The sequence below is a fragment of the Streptomyces griseus subsp. griseus genome (genome assembly GCF_000720255.1).
Classification (GTDB): Bacteria; Actinomycetota; Actinomycetes; order Streptomycetales; family Streptomycetaceae; genus Streptomyces; species Streptomyces griseus_I.
This window is the reverse complement of sequence record NZ_JOJE01000020.1, coordinates 186,340-204,843: the sequence shown is the minus strand read 5'-3', so window position 1 is coordinate 204,843 and position 18,504 is coordinate 186,340. Positions and strand designations below refer to the sequence as shown.

Annotated in this window: 14 protein-coding genes; 8 read left to right on the top strand and 6 right to left on the bottom strand. The window is 67.0% G+C overall.

The features are described from left to right. Window positions 1-49: 49 nt before the first annotated feature. Complete coding sequence (gene asnB / locus IG99_RS26320) at window positions 50-1,903, top strand: asparagine synthase (glutamine-hydrolyzing) (RefSeq protein WP_037677764.1); 1,854 nt, start codon at window positions 50-52, stop codon at window positions 1,901-1,903. Between the two features lie 12 nt (window positions 1,904-1,915). Here the strand turns inward: asnB and IG99_RS26315 are convergent, their stop codons facing one another. Next, window positions 1,916-2,824, bottom strand: coding sequence for an LLM class flavin-dependent oxidoreductase (locus IG99_RS26315; protein WP_037677763.1), 909 nt, complete (start codon window positions 2,822-2,824; stop codon window positions 1,916-1,918). Between the two features lie 87 nt (window positions 2,825-2,911). Beyond that, window positions 2,912-3,580 (bottom strand): TetR/AcrR family transcriptional regulator, encoded by a 669-nt coding sequence (locus tag IG99_RS26310; protein ID WP_037677762.1) that lies wholly within the window; start codon window positions 3,578-3,580, stop codon window positions 2,912-2,914. A 100-nt stretch (window positions 3,581-3,680) separates the two neighbouring features. Here IG99_RS26310 and IG99_RS26305 point away from each other — a divergent pair, with 100 nt between their 5' ends. Further along, the gene (locus IG99_RS26305) at window positions 3,681-5,129 is read left to right on the top strand and encodes an MFS transporter (RefSeq protein WP_078947909.1); all 1,449 of its coding nucleotides are present in this window, start codon (window positions 3,681-3,683) and stop codon (window positions 5,127-5,129) included. Between the two features lie 219 nt (window positions 5,130-5,348). Here IG99_RS26305 and IG99_RS26300 read toward each other — a convergent pair whose 3' ends face one another. Genes IG99_RS26300 through IG99_RS26285 form a run of 4 tightly spaced genes read right to left on the bottom strand, consistent with a single transcriptional unit; the run spans window position 5,349 to window position 9,840 of the window. After that, window positions 5,349-7,226: an anthranilate synthase family protein gene (locus IG99_RS26300; protein ID WP_037677760.1), complete on the bottom strand. Its 1,878-nt coding sequence runs from the start codon at window positions 7,224-7,226 to the stop codon at window positions 5,349-5,351. Continuing rightward, window positions 7,223-7,846 carry an isochorismatase family protein gene (locus IG99_RS26295; protein WP_037677862.1) on the bottom strand — a complete coding sequence of 208 codons (624 nt, stop codon included), beginning with the start codon at window positions 7,844-7,846 and terminating at the stop codon, window positions 7,223-7,225. The genes IG99_RS26300 and IG99_RS26295 overlap by 4 nt, the downstream gene beginning before the upstream one ends. Window positions 7,847-7,874: 28 nt before the next feature. Then, a complete protein-coding gene (locus tag IG99_RS26290; protein WP_037677759.1) occupies window positions 7,875-8,645 on the bottom strand; it encodes a 2,3-dihydro-2,3-dihydroxybenzoate dehydrogenase in 771 nt (256 codons plus the stop codon). A gap of 22 nt (window positions 8,646-8,667) precedes the next feature. Then, window positions 8,668-9,840, bottom strand: a complete 1,173-nt coding sequence (locus tag IG99_RS26285) for a 3-deoxy-7-phosphoheptulonate synthase (protein WP_037677758.1) — start codon at window positions 9,838-9,840, stop codon at window positions 8,668-8,670. A 447-nt stretch (window positions 9,841-10,287) separates the two neighbouring features. On the opposite strand from IG99_RS26285, the gene IG99_RS26280 reads away from it, so the two are divergent. From IG99_RS26280 to IG99_RS26255, 6 genes are all read left to right on the top strand, one after another. After that, entirely contained in the window at window positions 10,288-11,082 is a 795-nt protein-coding gene (locus IG99_RS26280; protein WP_234311954.1) for a TetR/AcrR family transcriptional regulator, read from the top strand. Between the two features lie 320 nt (window positions 11,083-11,402). Then, the gene (locus IG99_RS44285) at window positions 11,403-13,235 is read left to right on the top strand and encodes an IS701 family transposase (RefSeq protein WP_051865894.1); all 1,833 of its coding nucleotides are present in this window, start codon (window positions 11,403-11,405) and stop codon (window positions 13,233-13,235) included. 149 nt (window positions 13,236-13,384) lie between these two features. Further along, on the top strand, window positions 13,385-14,485 hold the full coding sequence (locus IG99_RS26270) for an NAD(P)/FAD-dependent oxidoreductase (RefSeq protein WP_037677757.1): 1,101 nt from the start codon (window positions 13,385-13,387) through the stop codon (window positions 14,483-14,485). A gap of 2 nt (window positions 14,486-14,487) precedes the next feature. Beyond that, entirely contained in the window at window positions 14,488-16,134 is a 1,647-nt protein-coding gene (locus tag IG99_RS26265; RefSeq protein WP_078947906.1) for a DHA2 family efflux MFS transporter permease subunit, read from the top strand. Between the two features lie 282 nt (window positions 16,135-16,416). Next, window positions 16,417-17,376 carry a cucumopine synthase-related protein gene (locus IG99_RS26260; protein ID WP_037677756.1) on the top strand — a complete coding sequence of 320 codons (960 nt, stop codon included), beginning with the start codon at window positions 16,417-16,419 and terminating at the stop codon, window positions 17,374-17,376. Next, window positions 17,369-18,496 carry an NAD(P)/FAD-dependent oxidoreductase gene (locus IG99_RS26255; protein WP_051865890.1) on the top strand — a complete coding sequence of 376 codons (1,128 nt, stop codon included), beginning with the start codon at window positions 17,369-17,371 and terminating at the stop codon, window positions 18,494-18,496. The genes IG99_RS26260 and IG99_RS26255 overlap by 8 nt, the downstream gene beginning before the upstream one ends. Window positions 18,497-18,504 lie beyond the last annotated feature (8 nt).

Here is an 18,504-nt window from a genome sequence, read left to right as displayed (position 1 = left end):
CGGCCAGAGTATCGAGCGTCAACACCAGCCGCAGAGAGGAAAAGTACCTGTGTGCGGTATGACTGGATGGATCAGTTATCAGCGGGATCTGACGCGTCATCGCGAAACGGTGACGGCGATGAACGAGACCATGGCGTGTCGTGGTCCGGACGACGAAGGTGTCTGGGCCGCCGAACACGCGCTGCTGGCACATCGTCGGCTCTCGATCATCGACCTCGAGGGCGGGCGTCAGCCGATGGTCGCCGACGGTCAAGCGGAGACCGAGGCCGTCATCGTCTACACCGGTGAGGTCTACAACTTCCGTGAGCTGCGGGCCGAGCTTCGTCGCCGCGGCCACCGGTTCCGCACGGACAGCGACACCGAAGTCGTCCTGCGGTCCTACCTGCAGTGGGGCGAGAGTTTCGCCGAGCACCTCAACGGGATGTACGCCTTCGCGATCTGGGACGCCCGCAGTGAGGAACTCCTGCTGGTCCGCGACCGGATGGGCGTCAAACCGCTGTACTACTACCCGACCGACGACGGCGTGCTGTTCGGCTCCGAGCCCAAGGCGATCCTCGCGCATCCCCGTGTCGAGGCCGTCGTGGACGCCACAGGGCTCCGGGAGATCTTCAGCGTCGTCAAGACGCCCGAACAGGCTGTCTTCAAGGGCATGCACGAAGTCCGTCCCGGAACCATGGTCCGCGTTTCCCGCAAGGGACTGCGCAAGACCGTGTACTGGCAGCTCCAAGCCAAGCGGCACACCGACGATCTCGACACGACGATCCACACCGTGCGCGACCTGCTCGAGGACATCGTCGAACGGCAGCTGTTCGCGGATGTACCGGTGGGCACCCTGCTGTCCGGAGGGCTGGACTCGAGCGCGATCACCGCACTCGCCGCGAGGACACAGGCCCGGCAGGGCGTCGACGAACCCTTGCGGGCGTACTCCATCGATTTCGCCGGTCACGACCAACGGTTCGAAGCGAACATCCAGTGGGCGGATCCGGACACCCCGTTCGCCATCGAGGTGGCGGAGCACGTCGGCGCCGAGCACATCAACGTCGTACTCGACAACCGTGACCTGCTGGACCCCGATGTGCGGTACGCGGCACTGCGAGCCCAGGATCTGCCGGTGTCCACCGGAGACATGGAGTACTCGTTGTACCTGCTGTGCCGGGCGCTGCGGGAACACGTCAAGGTCGCGCTGTCCGGTGAGGCGTCCGACGAACTCTTCGGCGGGTACACCTGGTACCACGACCAGGACGCGATCAACTCCGACACCTTCCCGTGGCACACTCCCTTCCGCAAGGGCGGCGGAATGCAGGCGCTGCGGGACGTCGGCCTGTGGGACAGGCTGCGGCTGACCGAGTACATCGACCAGCGCTACCGCGAGGCGTTGGAGGAGGTCCCGCGGCCGGACGGTGAGACGGGCGTCGAGGCCCGCATGCGCGAGCTCAACTATCTCAACCTCACCCGGTGGGAGAACTTCCTGCTCGACCGCAAGGACCGGATCAGCATGGCCGTCGGCCTCGAGGTCCGGGTGCCCTTCTGCGACCACCGGCTGGTCGAGTACGTGTTCAACACGCCGTGGTCGATGAAGAGCTTCGACGGCAGGGAGAAGAGCCTGCTGCGAGCCGCCATGTCCGGCCTGCTGCCGGAATCGGTGCTGGAACGCAAGAAGAGCCCTTATCCGTCCACGCAGGACGTCAAGTACGAGCTGGCACTGCGGGAGAAGTGCGCGGAGCTGCTCACCGACGACGCGCCCGTCCTGCAGTTGGTCCCCGCGGACGGGATCCGCAAGCTGCTCGAGGCCCCGATCGATGCGTACCGCGTGGGCGGTCTGTGGACCGCCCGCGCGGTGCCCGAGCGACTGATCGAGTTCAACACCTGGGTCACGGAGTACGGCGTACGCGTAGAGCTGTAGGGCCCGAGCCGGTCAGGACGCCGGCTCGGCCGCATCGACGAGCCGGCGTGCCGCGGGGACCACCTCGCGGGCGAAGCGCTGGACCTGCTCGACGCTCTGTGCTTCGGGCCAGAAGATGAAGGCCCTGTACGGCTGCTCGGTGGCGAGTCGGGCGATCAGCTCCGCCCACTGGTCCGGCGTGCCGCGCACCGGGGCGGAGCCGACCCTGGCTTCGGCGTCTCCCCTGCGGTCGGTCACCGTGCCGACCAGCTGGGACATGCGCAGGACGTCTGCCGGATCGCGCCCCGCCGCGCCGGCGGCGGCGTCGATGATGGCGTTGGCCTCGGCCCACTTCTCGTACGGCAGATAGGAGGGGATCGGCGCGGCCCAGCCGTCGCCGATCCTGCCGGTGAGTCGCAACGAGCGTGGTCCCTGCGCGCCGATCCAGATGTTGATCCGGTGCGCGGGCGCAGGTCCGGCCTGCACCCCGTCGACGCTGTGATAGTCGCCCTTCAGGCGAACGATGGTGTCCTGCTGCCACAGGGCGCGCATCACGTTCATGGCTTCTTCCATCGCGTCCAACGCCTGGGCCGTGGTGAGGCGCGGTACGCCGAACCTGCTGATGGCGTCCCAGTAGCCGCCGGCGCCGATGCCGAGTTCGAACCGCCCGCCGGACAACAGATCCAGGCTGGCGGCCATGTTGGCGAGCACGGCGGGTTGTCGCAACGGCAGGTTCGTCACGTCCGGAAAGAAGCGCAACCGATTCGTGGGTACTAACAAGGTGGACATCAGGCTGAAGGTGTCGAGCAGTGTCGACGCGTACGGATGGTCCTGGATGCCGACCAGGTCAAGGCCGTCTTCCTCGGCCGCCGTGACCAGGTCGTGGTGCAGGGAGATGTCGGTGGTCGGCGTGAGTGAGAAGCCGAACTGCAGATCTGTCATGGAAACCTGTCCACCCCTTGATCGCTTCCGGCTTGTGAAACTAACACCGGGACGACGGGGAGACCGCCTGGCGGGGAGCGGGGTTTGTCAGGTGTCGTGTCGATGCCGGTGCGACTTCGGTGTGGCGCGGCTGATCGCGACCAGTTCGTCGAAGTCGACCGCGATGCCTTGCAGCAACACATCGACGACGTGGGCGGCGAGATCGACGGGAAACCGGGACTCGCCGAACATGTTGCCCTGGAACACCACGGACGCCAGCATGTCGACGACGAGGTCGGCATCGAGGCCGGGTCGCAGATGGCCTCGGTCGATCGCACGGGCGACCGTGGCCGCGACCGCGTCGCGAGCCGGCTGGACGAGCGCCGAAGTCAGATGCTGCCGGAGCTCCGGGTCGGCCGAGCAGTCGGCCAGCAGGGGGGCGAGCACGCCCGGCGGCACTCGCCGTAGCAGTGCGTCCGCCAGCAGCTCGAGACTGACGATGAGATCGCACCGGGTGCAGCCGGTGTCGGGCACCGGCGGCGTGACCAGCACGGTCACCAGGGCGGCGATGATCAGATGCTGGCGGTTCGGCCAGCGTCGGAGAATGGACGGTTTGGTCGTGCCTGCCCCGGTGGCGACCGCTTCGAGACTGAAGCCCGAATAACCGTTCTTGCGCAGCACGTCGAGGGTCGCCTCGAGGATGGCCCGGTCGATGGCTGGATCCCGGGGCCGACCGGAAAGACGTTCTGACGAATGTGATGCCACGTCGGACAGCATACGGGCGCGACGTAGGGCTTCTGCCGTATGGTGACCCCGACCTGATTCAGATACGATCCGGATCGTAACGAAACTACGTGGGGATGTGTGAGAGCCTCCGATGACCCAAGCACAAGAGAACGCAGAATCCACCGTTGCCGCTGAGTCCCGCAGCTGGGTGACGCTGCTGCGACCACCCCATCTGGCGGTCACGATCGTGCTCGCGGGCGGCACGGCCCTGCACGCGATCAACATCTACTTAGTCACCGCGATGCTGCCGTCGGTCGTGGCGGACGTCGGCGGTCTTCGCTTCTACGCATGGAGCACGACGCTGTTCATGTTCGCGTCCGTGGTGTCGTCCGCGCTGACGCCGAAGTGTCTCGCCTCGCTCGGCCCACGCAACTCCTACAAGCTCGCGCTGGCTGCCTTCGTCGTCGGCACCCTTGCGTGCGCCGCGGCTCCCAACATGGCCGTGCTGCTCATCGGCCGTACCGTGCAAGGCATCGGCGGCGGGCTGCTCATCGGTCTGTCCTACGCGATGATCAGCTCGACCCTGCCTCCCGCACTGTGGACGCGCGCGGCGGGCATCCTGTCCGCGATGTGGGGCGTCGGCACGCTCGTCGGCCCCGCGCTCGGCGGCGGCGTCGCCCAGTGGGGGCAGTGGCGCATCGCCTTCCTGCTCCTGGTGCCCTTCGCCTTGGGAGTGGCCCTGCTGCTGCGGTCCACGATGCCGGGCGCTCGGACGGCGAGCGAGACCGCGCCGGTGGCGTATCCGAACCTCGCCCTCGTCGCGGCCGCGGTGTTGACGGTGAGCGCGACGAGCCTGTCCCACCAGGCCCTGGTCAACCTCGGTGGACTCGTCGGCGCCGCGCTCCTGCTCGGTCTGCTCATCCACCGCGAGCGGACCCGTGCGCCACGGCTGCTCCCGCCGATGGCCTTCACGCCCCGTTCGCCGCTGCGTCCGCTCTACGCCACGCTCACCGTACTGGTCATCGCCAGCACCACCGAGGTCTTCGTGCCGTTCTACGGCCAGGAGCTGGGCGGTGCCGCCCCGCTGGCGGCCGGCTTCCTCGGGGCCGCGATCGCCGCAGGCTGGACGGTGGGCTCCATGACCAGTGCCGCATGGACGGCCAAGTCGCGGCTGCTGGTCGGGGTCGCGCCCGTCGTCAGCGCCGTCGGACTGACCGGCCTGGCTCTGGTGTCGCGGCCGTCGGCCTCGCTCGCGACGGTCCTCCTCTGGGCAGTGCTGCTGTTCGTCGTGGGCAGCGGGGTCGGTATCGCGTGGCCGCACATGAGCGCGGCCGCCATGACGGTCGGTGACACCCCGCAGGAGAAGGACACCGCTGCGGCGTCCATCACGACCGTCCAACTCGTGGCCACGTCGTTGGGCGCGGCCCTCGCCGGAACGGTCACCAACTTGACCGGCGTCGGCGGAGACACGTCGGAGATCGGTGACTCCTCGCAGTGGCTGTACGGAACGTTCGCCGTGATCGTCCTGTGCGGAGTGCTGTTCGCGTACCGCGTCATCCCGGTGGGGGCAGCTGCCGAGAAGCATGCGAAAGTCCAGTGACGAAGCCTGAGTGACTGGCCGGTGCGGCGCCCGAGTCGATCGGACGCCGCACCGGTCGGCCGTGTTCGCCGAGGCGGCTGTGCGGCCTGCGTACGGAGCATCGGCTTCGTCTGTACGGACGGATGGCGGGGCTGTCCGAGCACGCCTCATGGCCGCATTGCCGGACAATGCGGCCATGGGTGGTTCCTCGGAGGCCGGGCCCGTACCCGGCCGGGAAGATCAGTGATCGAGGATCTCGTTCAGACGGGTGCCGATGATCCGGACTCCGTCCTGAGTGAGCACCGACTCGGCGTGGAATTGCATGGAGGAGAAACCGAGCCCGCGCAGCGCGTGCACCTCGCCCGTCGCCACGTCCCGGCTGATTTCCACCATGCCGACGCCCGCACAGTTGGTCTTGTCCTCGGTACTGCGGGCGCTGAAGGTGTTGTAGAAGCCGACCCGTTCCCGCACCCCGAAGAGGTCGATCTCGCGCTGCAGGCCTTGGTTCGGCACGTCCCGGCGGACCACCTGGAGTCCCAGCTGCGTGCAGAGCACTTGGTGACTGAGGCAGACGGCGAGAAACGGTCGCCGCTCGGCGAGCAGCTGGCCGATCGCCGCGTGAAGATGGGCGACCTTCGGATGATCGGTGTCACGCGGATCCCCGGGGCCCGGGCCCATGACGACCAGATCATGCCCGTCGAAGGCGTACTTCTCATCGAACCGACGCACCGTCACTACCAGTCCCAGAGACCGCAGTTGGTGGTCGAGCATGGAGGTGAAGGTGTCCTCGGCATCGACGACCAGCACGCGGCGGCCGGCGAGCGTCGGCTGGGGACGGGCTCGTTTTCCCGTCGTGTCCAGCCAGAAAGCGGCGATGTCGGTGTTGCGCCGGGCAAGGGCCGTGCGGACCTGTGGATGCTCCGCGAGCCGCGCCGGTTCGTCGGCCTGCAGCGCCGAGAGCAACCCGGCGGCCTTGGCCTTGGTCTCGGCGACCTCGGATGCCGGGTCGGAGTGGCGGACGAGCGTTGCGCCGACCCCGATCCGGATCCGGCCGTCACCGTCGATGTCGGCGGTGCGGATCAGGATGGCGGAGTCCATGGTGCGTCTGCCGCGTTCGTCACGGCCGATGAGCGCGGCGACTCCGCTGTAGTAGCCGCGACCCCGCGGTTCGTACCTGCTGATGGTCCGGCAGGCACTCTCCAGCGGACTTCCGGTCACGGTGGGAGCGAACATCGTCTGACGAAGGATCTCGCGCGGATCCTGGGTGCTGTGCCCCTCGATGAAGTACTCGGTGTGTGCCAGCCGTGCCATTTCCTTCAGATACGGCCCGGTCACGCGACCGCCGGTGTGGCAGATCCGTGCCATCATCTTGAGTTCCTCGTCGAGGACCATGTAGAGCTCGTCGATCTCCTTGCGGTCGTCGAGGAACTCCAGTACGTCCGGCAGTGACGGACCGGACGGTGGATAGCGGTAGGTGCCGCTGATGGGGTTCATCACCGCGGTGCCGTTCGTCAGGCTGATGTGCCGTTCCGGAGTCGCGCCGACGAACGTGCGGCTTCCCGTATGGACGATGAACGTCCAGTAGGCCCCGGCCTCCTGCTGCAGCAGCCGACGGAACAACGACAGTCCGTGGTGGAGTGTGTAATCCGTGATGTCCGCGACGAAGGAACGCTGGATCACGAAGTTCGCGCCCTCGCCCCGGCCGATCTCGTCGGTGATGACCTTGCGGACGAGTTCGGCGTACTCGTCGTCGGAGACGTCGAAGTCGGTGTGGGACAACCGGGTCGGCAGGTCGGGCAGTTTGGCCAGCGCGCGAGGGCACGTCGTGGTGGCCTGGTCGGTGACGGTGATCGCGATCAGGGGCTCGCCGTCGTCGACGCACGCGAAACCACGCTCGGCGATCTGCCGGTAGGGCACGAGCACCAGCACGTCGTGTCCTGGCCGGCGGCCGGAGGCGGGCAACGGAATGTTCTCAACGGTGTCCACCGTGGACGCGTCGCCGACGAGGACGTCCAGCATGCCCGTGCCGGTCTCGGGGCGGTACAGCAGAGCGAAGGCAGGTGGCCGGGGCGCGAGCACCCGGTCGAGTAAGGTGTCCGCTTCCTCGGACGCTGTCACGCCAGTACCTCCTTGACAGTGGTGACCACTGCGCAGCGCTGAGCGGCGTACTCGATCGTCAGCCGGTGGTAGTCGGCGGAGAAGTCCGCGATGGCGTCCGCGACGATGAAGGGCTGGATGTCGTGGGAGAACGCCTCGAGTGCGGTCATCAGCACGCCGACATGCCCGTACACCCCGCAGATGACGAGCTGGTCCCTACCGCACTCGTGCAGGCGCTCCCGCAGGTCGGATCGGAAGAAGGCGCTGTAGCGCCATTTGGTGAACACCCAGTCGTCTTCGGCCGGGGACAACGGCTCGACGATCTCCTGGTCGACGGGATCGGTGTTCATCCCGGGACCCCAGAAGTCCTTCAGCAGACCGCGCTGTTCATCCGTCATGCCGCCGGGCTGCGCGGTGTAGGCGATCGGAGCGCCGACTGCGGCGAAACGCTCCCGCAGCACCGCCGTGTTCCGGACCAGGTCCTGCCGGATGGTGTCGGGCAAAGGGCGCAGGAAATAGCGTTGCATGTCATGGATGAGCAGCACCGCTCGTTTCGGATCGACCACCCACTGCGCGATGTTTCCGGGCAGCTCGCCTGTTGTCGGCACCGGGTAGGGCGCGATGACAGGGATGCCTGCCATGAACTCCTCCTTCACCACCAAGGGTTTCTCAGACACCGAGGGCGGCACCGCCGTCGACGGTCAGGTCGTGCATCGTGATGTGCTCGGCCTGGTCGGACAGGAGGAACAGCACCGCGTTCGCGATGTCCGACGGCTGGGCCAGCTTGCCGAGCGGGATGCCCACCCGGAAGGCTTCGAGCCTGCCCTCGACCGTCGCCTTCGGACCGCTCTCGTCCTGCCACATGGACCTGAGCATGGGAGTGTCGGTCGATCCCGGCGCGACCACATTGCACCGGATCCCGTGTGCGGCGACCTCGAGGCCGAGGCATTTGGTGAACATCGTCGCCGCGGCCTTGGACGCGGAGTACGCCGCCATCTCCATGCGGGCCGTGCCGGCCGCGTTGGACGCCACGGTGACGATCGCGCCGCGCGAGCGGGGCACCATCCGGTTGACCACGGCCCTGGACATCAGGAAGACACCTGTCGCGTTGACCGCGAACGTGGCTGCCCAGTCGTCGTCCGTGAGATGGCGTGCCTGCCCGAGACGCAGCACACCGGCGGCGTTGACCAGGAACTCCACCGGCCCCAACCGCCGTTCGGCCTGCTCCACGACGTTTTCCACGTCCGTGCTTTTGGTGACGTCGGCCGCGAACGCCTCAACGCGCAGGCCGTCCGCGGTCATCTTCTCCACTGCCGCGCTGAGCCGTGTGGCGTTCCGGTCCACCGCGGCGACCCGCGCACCGCGCTCGGCGAGCGCACGGGCGACGGTCGCGCCGATCCCGCTTGCGGCCCCAGTGACGAGGGCAACCTTGTGTTCCATGCTCCGACCTCCTTTGAGGGCCTCAGTCCCGCCATGCCGAGATCACTGAGACGGCCTGGCCCGGATTGAGGCGTGGGTCGCAGAAACTGGTGTACTTGTCCCCGACGTGGCCGATGTCGGACTCGTTCTGCACGCATTCGGTCACGTCGTCAGGCGTGGTTTCCAGATGGAGTCCTCCCGCGACCCCGCCCGAGTCGCGGACCGCGACCTGGAATTGCAGCACCTCCTGCACCATCGTCTGTACGAAACGAGTCTTGAGTCCGTCCGGTGTCCCGACGGTGTTGCCGTGCATCGGATCGCACAACCAGATCACCGGGTGCCCCGCTGCCTGAACGGCGCGGACGAGCGCGGGCAGCCGTTCGGCGACCTTGTCGGCGCCCATCCGGGCGATGAGCGTGAGCCGGCCCGGTTCACGCCCCGGGTCGAGCCGTTCGCACAGAGCCAGCAGTTCGTCGGCCGTCATGCGGGGGCCGACCTTGCAGGCAACCGGATTCACGACCTGCGCGAGCAGGGCGACGTGGGCGCCCTCCACCTGTCGGGTGCGCTCACCCACCCAGGGCCAGTGCGTCGAGGACAGCAGCAGTCGCCCGGAGTCGAGCCTGCGCAGCATCGGCAACTCGTAGTCGAGTAACGATGCCTCGTGACTGGTCCAGATCAATGGGTCCACGTCCGGGACCCGGTGCCGGTCGGGCCAGCCCAGGTGGCTCATGACCGCGCTGGCCGCCCAGTATCCGGTCAGCATGCGTTTCGGATCCGGCCGCCGGCACTCACGATCAGGCTCCGGGCCGTTGACCATGTGGCCGCGATAGACGGGCAGTTCAAGGTCCCCGACCCGCTCGGTGGGCCGGGAGCGAGGCTTGACGAACTGGCCGGCCAGCCGGCCCGCGCGCAGCACGGGCCGGTGGGTGTTCATCTTCATCGTGCCCGCGAGCACGTCCAGGAGTCCTGACTTGCGGGCCACATAGCCCGGCGTGCATTCAGCGGGATCCTCTGAGCAGTCTCCCGCCTGTACCACGTCGGCGCCGCCGGCGGCGACGATGGCCAGCAGGGAACGCAGTGTGTCCACGTCCTCGCCGGTGACCAGTCCGGGGAGGGCGGCCAGTTCCCTGCGCACTCGCTGAACAAGCGACGGGTCGTCCCACTGCGGCTGCTGCAGGGCCGGCCTCAGTTCGCAGTCACGGACAACGTCGTGCACGGAGTGAGCTGATCGGTCCTGGGACGAACGAGTGGTGAGCACAGTGATCCCCCGGAACTTGCTCATGTGTGTCGAGCTGCGGACGGATTTCGATGCCGTGCTGTGGCGTTCCGCACGGTAGGGCGGGCATGCAACTCGACAGGCACGAGACTTCTCGGCCCTCATCGGCAACGCCGTCCACTCCAACCGCGCTGCAAGTCTTCTGCGTGACCCGCAGGCGCCGCAAACTCCCGTCGCCCGACTTCGTCAAGTGGGTCGGCAGTGCATCAGGTCGGCAACCCCTCCGGTGCCCGGTCCCGTCCGCCGACTGCAACGAGCAGTTGCGTCCTTACACTAGCCAGTGTAACGTCCCGACATGCGAGATCGGCGAAGATCTCGGAGTCGAACACGGTGATCACCGCCCCATGATCATGGTGGTGGGTGCCGTACGGTGCCGAGATGCGCCACATGGGGGAAGCGGTATCCGCGCTCGAGAAGTACGACCTGACCGCCCGCCTCCCCAGTGTTCTGACGCACGGCGTGATCTGCCGGGAGGGCAGGATGGCCAGCCAGGATTCAGTACCTCAGCGTGTATACCGTGGTCAGCCGGACAAGCGCCGTGCCATCGCGCGGGCGGCACGGGCGGTGTTCGGACAGCAGGGTTACACGGGCGCCAGCGTCGACATGATCGCGGCGGAAGCCGGTGTCTCCAAGCGCACCATCTACAACCACTACACGGACAAGGAACAGCTGTTCCTTTCGGTCATCCTCGAAGGTTCCGCAGAGGTGGCCGAGACCCACACCCAGATCGCGGACCGGCACCTGCGCAAGATCCTCGACCTCGAGGAGGATCTCGTCGCCTTCGCGCTGGAGTGGGCCAGTTCCCCCGCGGCGTTCGCGGGACACTTCGCATTGGTCCGCATCATCCAGTCGGAGGCCGCGCGTATCCCGCCCGCGGTACTGGAGGCGTGGCAGGACACCGGGCCTCGGGCGTTCCAGCGTGAGCTCGCCAGGTATCTGAGCCAGATGGCCGACCGCGGACTCCTTGTCTTCGAGGACGCCGACACGGCCGCGATGCACTTCAACCTGCTGACATTCGTCAGTGTGGCGCAGCGGTCGTTCTACGGTGCGATCATGCTTCACGAGTCCGACATCACCGAGCTCGTCATTGGCGGGGTCAAGGCATTCCTGTGTCTCTACCGGCCCGAGCCGGGCGCGCGGAGCGCGTCCCCCAGCACGAGCCGCGGGCGTGCCTCGCGGTAGTGCCCGCTGAACACTGTCTTGCCTTTTGGCGGAACGCATGGTTGCAGGCATGCCTCAACTGTCTTCATTCCTTTTGCTCGACGTGGTTGATCCTCGAGTATTAGCCGGTTTGAGCCGGTCCGGAAAGAACCCGTTGCCGACGTCGGAAGGGAGCGGATACTAAGAGCTTGGCAATTCAGATCCCGGGATGCGTACGAGGTACTGGCACCGACAAAAAGGGACAGGGGGTACCGTCGATGGGGTGCAAGCGTTCTCCGGACATTCATGCCAACCGAACCGATGCGACATTTCCTGACGCGGATGCGCAGGAGTCCGGACAGGTGAGAAACGTTCCGATCCGCTGTCTGAGGCTGGAGGAATCCGCCCGTGGCAAGGGTGAGGACGACGAGTATGTGGAGATGCTTGCCCAGCTGTCGGGGAGATTACCGCCCATAATCGTGCATCGTAATACGATGCGAATAATCGAAGGCATGCACCGATTAAGGGCTGCGGAAATCCGTGGGGAGCAATCCATCGACGTCGTCTTCTTCGACGGCGACGAGGAGGACGTGTTCATCACGTCGGACAGGCCGGTCGTCGCGCAGGGTGCGCCATTGCCGCGCGCCGACGGTAATTCGAAAGAGAATCGGTTCGTCATACCGCATCCCCAGCGGTCGGACCGGGCCATTGCGGCAGCGACCCGTCCTGAGCCGGGAACCGTGGGCGCGATGTGTGGATGCTCGGCCGTCCCGGACGTCGCGTCGACCACGCGAGCCGCGTTCGACGGCCGTGTCCTCCCCCTCTGCATGGCCACCGGTCACGGGAACATCTGCGAACCGGTGGGATCCGAGCCGGAAGCGCCGGCTCGACACCTGCCGCCGCGTCAGTCGAACCGCTCGCCCCGGATGCCCGACGGACAGGGCCGTTCGCAGCGGCAGCCGGACGTGCCGAAATCCGACAGCGGGCGCGCCGACCTGCCGGACCTGGTCCGCCAGGGTGCGCCCGAGCTGCTCACTTCTGTCCTCGACGACCTGTGTGACGACTTGTTCGGCAGGCTGGTCCGCCGTGACCAACGGCAGCGGGCGCGGCAGTACCTGCACGGGCTGCTGGAAACACCGGGGCGCAAAACCATCAGGAACATCGCGGCGTTCATCGGCGGACCGGGGATCGATCAGCGCCTGCACCACTTCATCAGCGACTCGACGTGGGACTGGGAGCCGGTCCGAGCGGCACTGACCCAGTACGTGACGCGCGCGGCGGCACCCGAGGTGTGGGTCATCCGTCCGGTCATGATTCCCAAGGCGGGCCTGCACACCGTGGGCGTGAGCAGGCGGTTCTGCCCCGACCGCCGCAAGGCCGTGCACGCCCAGCAGGCAGTCGGCGTTCTGGCCGTGTCCGAGCAGGGGAGCTTCCCCGTGGGCTGGCGGCTCCAGATGCCCAAGGAGTGGCTGGAAGACGATCGCCGGCGGACCCGCGCGGCGCTTCCCGACGACCTGCGCGCCGAGACACTCGGCGAATGCATGGCCCAGGCATTTCTGCACCTTCCCGGGGAGCGCGACGTCACCGACCGTCCGGTGCTGCTCGACGGTCGTGCTTTGGACGCCACCCAGCTTTTCCGGACACTACGCGCGGGCAAGTTTCCCATGCTGGTCCGTATTCCGCACAGTATGCCGCTGGCTATCGATGACGGGGGTTTCGCCGGTTACCGTGGGCACGCCCCGCAGGTCGCCCGCCAGGTCGCGGAGGCGGCCAAATTCCGCCGCCGTCCGATCACCTTTATGGAACCGGGGAGACCGAAGGCGCATATGGTCGCGACCGTTGACGTCCAGGCCCCCGGATCTGATTCCCGGAAAACCCCGCTGCAACTGCTGACGATCAATCCCCTCGGTGAAAGCACGGGCGAGGAACTGTGGCTCACGAATCTGACGACCATGCCGATCGCGTCCCTGGTGAGCCTGACCAGACTTCTGCCGCAGGTCGACCGTGACCTCGAGGTGATTGCCGAGCAGGTGGGCATCTGGGACTTCAGCGGCCGGTCCTACCCCGGCTGGCATCGGCACGTCACCCTTGCCTCTGCGGCACACGCCGCACGCGTGCTGTCCGGCACCGGTCATCAGCCGAGCCTTTCGCGGCACTGGGGTACGGGCACCATGAACCGGCAGAACTGCTCCTAGCCCGCCGCACGTTCGAAGCTGACACATGCTTAATTTTTTCGCGCGGGCGCGAAGGTGACAAAGCCTGTTCTTTTGCAGCCGGGATAAATTATCGCCGCTGATACGTTTCCGGTATCGCTGCGGGTAGACCACGTCACGGGAGATCGTGCATGTCTGAGCAGAACACGGCACAATTACTGATCATCGGTACCGGCGTGATCGCCATGTCCATTGCCTACCACTGTGCGGAGGCGGGCATCGACGTCGTTCTCCTGGAACGGGATGCGATCGAATCCACCGCGACGCAGACCGCGGGCGCGTTCCGCACCTATTTTCCGGGGCGGGTGCACGACTCCGAGCTGGTGGTGCGCAGCCTGGCCGACTTCCGTTCGTTCGGCGCCACCGTGGGGGTGGATCTCGGGCTGACGGAGACGGGAATGCTGGTGGTGGCCTCCACTGCGGATCAGGCGGCCGTGTTGGAAGCGGAGGTGCCCGCACAGCGCGATGTCGGTGTGCAACTGGAGCTGTTGACCGCCGCTCAGGCCATCCGGCGCAACCCCTGGCTGGATCCGGCGGGCGTCGAGGCGGCGGTCTGGTGCCCGCAGATGATCCACCTCAGAGCGGACGAGGTGCTCCGAGGCTACGCGGAAGGCGCACGGAAGCACGGTGCGCGCGTGTGGACCGGCACGACCGCCACCGAGGTGGATGCGCGCACCGGCCGCGTCAGCACCACGGCGGGTGATTTCACCGCGGAGGCGATCGTCATCGCGGCCGGGCAGTGCAGCGGTGACATCGCCGCGATGGCCGACTTGAAGCTGCCGGTGTGGGGCCAGTACGCGGAGCTGTTCCGCACCGACCCGGTCGGTGACGGTGATGTCGAAGCGCCATTCACGTTCCACCCCGAGGCCGGGCTGAAGACGATGGGGATGGGGCCGTCATTCCTGGTGGGACTCGAGCGCTTCTCCAAGAGGGAGGGTATGCGGGACATCTGGCACGAGGCGGCCTGCGACGAGGTGGCGCGCCGATACCCGCGGCTGCGAGACGTCAAGCTGCACAGCGCCTGGACCGGAACCCTCGACGTCACGCCCTCGAGGACAGCACTCATCGGCAAGGCGGGCGGCAAACACGAGCGAATCTTCTTCGCCGCCGGTTTCACCGGCCACGATCTCGGCCAGGCACCCGCCACCGGCAAGATCATCCGAGACCTCTGTCTCGGCCGGCAGCCCGGCGTCGACATCACGCCGTTCTCCTTGGCCCGCAACGGGGCCTGACCATGCGGGGAGCGGGAGCGCGATTCCGCGACAGCCCATGGGGCGTGCTGGGGGTGCTGTGTGCCGGGTTCTTCATGACGTTGCTCGACACCTCGATCGTCAACGTCGCCATACCCGCCATCCAGGCCGATCTGAACGCCGACTTCGACCAGATCCTGTGGGTCGTCAACGGCTACGTCCTCGCCCTGGCCGTGCAGCTGATCGCCGCGGGCCGGCTGGGTGACCGCTTCGGGCCGAAACGGCTCTACGTGGCCGGGCTGATCGTCTTCACGGTGGCCTCCGCGCTCTGCGGCGCCGCGACGAGTGCGAACCAGTTGATCGCGGCCCGTGTCCTCGCCGGCACCGGCGCCGCCCTGCTCGGCCCGCAGACGTTCGCCTTCATCACGATGCTCTTCCCGCCGCACAGGCGGGGTGCCGCCATCGGGCTGTGGGGCATGGTCGCCGCATTCTCCACCGTGAGCGGTCCGGTGCTCGGCGGTGTGCTCGTCGACGCGCTCGGGTGGCAGTGGATCTTCCTGGTGAACGTGCCGATCGGTGTCCTGGGCGTGATCCTCGCGGTGGTGGTCGTTCCCGATCCGCGGCCGGGCGCCCACCACCGGTTCGACGTCCCCGGCATGATCCTGATCTGCTTGGCGCTGCTCGCCATCAGCTTCGGCCTGCTCGAGGGCGAGCGCTACCACTGGGGCACCGTCGCGGGTCCGCTGTCGATCCCCCTGCTGCTCGCCCTCGGTGGGCTCCTCCTCGTCGCGTTCGTGTTCCTGCAACGGGTGGAGAAACGGGAGCCGCTGGTTCCGCTCAGTCTGTTCGCCAACCGGAGCTTCTCCGTGGCCAGCGGCACCATGCTGTGCTTCGGCTTCGCGATGATCGGCCTGGCACTGCCCATGACGATCTATCTGCAGTTCGTGCTGGGCCTGTCGTCGAGCATGGCCGGGATGACGCTGGCCGTGGCCTCGTTCGCATCGGGCCTGGTGGCCCCGATCGGCGGCCGGTTGTCCGACCGGATGGGCCGCAAGCCCATGCTCATGTTCGGTTTGATCGCTTACGCCGTCGGCCTGGCGCTGCTGGCGATCCAGGCCAGGGCAGGCGCGAGTCCGTGGCAGTTCATACCCGCGCTCCTGATCACGGGCGTCGGTATCGGTTGCGTGTTCGTCCTGACGGCCAACCTGGCTGTCGGTGACCTGGACCCGAGACTGGCCGGAGGAGCATCCGGCGTCTTCAACACCACCCGGCAGATCGGCGCGGTGCTCGGCGGATCCGCCATCGGCGCGTTGCTGCAGAACCGGCTCAACGCCTCGCTGCACGAGCATGCCGTCCAGCAGGCGGCCGAGCTTCCGCCGGAGGTCAGAGCCTCGTTCATCGACCACTTCGCCAATGTCAGCACCATCACCCTGCAGGACGGTGACACGTTCGCCGGGACACTGACCGCCGGCCAGTCGCCCGATGTCATCGACACGATCCGAAGCGTCGGCGGCGAAGTGCTCCGGGACGGGTTCGTCGACGCCATGCGGCAGACCACGATGTTGCCCGTCGGGGTCTCCTTGATCGCGCTGCTCTGTGCGTCGAGGTTGCTGCACCGGACACCCCAGGCGCCGATGACGGGCCCGGGGAGCACGAGTCAGGTCCACCTTCCCACGCGACGAGCGGGCTGAGGACCTCAGCACTCAGGAAATCTCCCATATTTCACTGTGCCGAATGCCGGTACCTGCCGTGGCAGGCCCCGGCATTCGGCATGCCTAAATACGGCGCGCAACTCGAAGTGACAAACACTCGGCGTTCTGACAAAGGTGGCGCTCGTGTTGACCGAAAAAAAGCAGTGGCTCCTATAGTCGTTGGAGACGGCATCTTGCCCGTTGCTGGTATCCAAATCCCCTGGAAACTGTCATGCACTCTCGTCAGAAAACAGGGGTCGAGTAGAACGAGGTAGGGGCATCATGCGCCAAATTGAGATCGCCTGGGAGTCGATCGGCGCCAGGGTTCGGATCACCCTCGACGAGGGGCGTAACGCAGGCCTTGTCGAGCCGCTATGGGCAGCATTGCCGTACCGGACCTTGCAGGGTCACGCGCTCGTGGCCGGCGACTGCATGTACCACGTGCCGCCGGCGCACGATGTGCTGCACGCGGTGCCGGATTACCGGGTGGACCGCAAGATTCAGCCCAACGGCACCGTGTTCCTCTCCCCGGTGCAGCACCTGACCATCAAGTACGGCGAGCTGACCGAGCCGATGCCGACCTCGCCGATCGGCTCCGTCGTGCCGGAGGACGTCGAGTCGCTGCCGAAGATCGGGCAGCTGATCTGGGATTCCGTATACCGCAACGGTGAGCCGGTGATTGCCCAGGTGCGGCGGGTGGACGGGCCGGCCGGCCACGGCGTGCGTCGGCTTCCCGCCGAGTCCGAGCGGGTCCGCGAGCTGATCGAGAGGATCGCCGCGGAAACCGAGCGGGTGCTGGTCGACCCGACGGATGAACTGGTCGACATCCACGAGGGCACGTTTCCGTCCGGAGCTGGGACGAAGAAATCGGTATTGACAACCCTGGTGGCTGTCAATGGTGAGACGCGACCCCTTGGCTACGTGTCCTACACGAGTCTCGTGCGTGCGGCCCGGCAGACTGAAATTGAGCTCTCGGCGTTGCTCGAGATGGCCAAGATCCTGCTGGTCAAGCCGACCGAATTCCTCGGCTACTGCGGATTGAACACGCTGTGGGACATCACCAAAGAAGTCGTTGCCGCGCTCGAAGGAATTACCACGAAGGAAGACTTCGTCGCACTGATGGGGCAGATGGCGACGTACGTCAATGCCATCGGTGCATGGAATCTTCAGCTGTTCCCGTGGGCTCTGGAAGGCGAGAAGTGGACCTACCGTCCGACCGTCATGAGGGGTGCGAATGTCTGAGCAGAAGAACACGGCACAGCTGCTGATCATCGGTGGCGGGGTGATCGGTACGTCCATCGCCTACCACTGCGCCAAGGAGGGCATCGACGTCCTCCTCCTGGAGAAGGGCACGTTCGGGGCCGCGACCACATCCCAGACCGCCCGCGCCTTCCGCACCTACTTCCCGAGGAAGCCGCACGACTCCGAGCTGGCAGCACGCAGCCTGGCCGACTTCAAGTCGTTCGCCACGGCCATGGGTGTCGACCTCGGGCTTGCCAACCTGGGGCTGCTGACAGTGCTGACCAACCCGCAGCAGGCGGCCGAGCTGGAGGCGGAGCTGCCCGACCACCGCGAGGCCGGAGCGGAGCTGGAACTGCTCACCGCCGCGCAGGCCGTCGAGCTCAACCCCTGGCTGGACCCGGACACCATCGAGGCCGCCATCTGGAACCCGCAGACGTACCGCATCAAGCCCGAGGTGATCGTCGAGGGTTACGCCGAGGGCGCGCGGAAGCTCGGCGCACGGCTCCTCAGCGGCATCACCGTGACCGGGCTGGACGCCGGCAGCGGCGTGGTCAGCACGAGCGCCGGCGACTTCACCGCGGACGCGGTCGTCATCGCGGCCGGACCGTGGAGCGGCGACGTCGCCAAGATGGCCGGCCTGGACCTGCCGGTGTGGGGGCAGTTCGCCGAACTCCTGCACACCGACCCGCTCGTCACCGAGGGCGACGTGCACGATTCGCCGTTCACGTTCCACCCCGTGTCCGGGCTGAAGACGATGGGCATGGGCAAGTCCTTCCTCGTCGGCCTCGAGCGCATTTCCAAGCAGGACGGAATGCGGGACATCTGGTTCCAGGCGGCCGTCGACGAGCTGCCGAAGTGGTATCCCCAGCTGAAGGACGTCAAGCTGCACAGCGCGTGGACCGGCAGCCTGGACGTCACGCCGACGAAGTCGGCCCTCATCGGCAAGGCCGGCGGCGAGCACGAGCGGATCTTCTTCGCCGCCGGTTACACCGGCCACGGACTGGCGCAGGCGCCCATCTCCGGCCAGATCATCCGGGACCTCTACCTGGGCCGCCAGCCCAGCGTCGATCTCACGCCGTACTCGCTGGCCACCAACCTGGCCCGGCTTGAGGCCTTCTGACCGGGTCG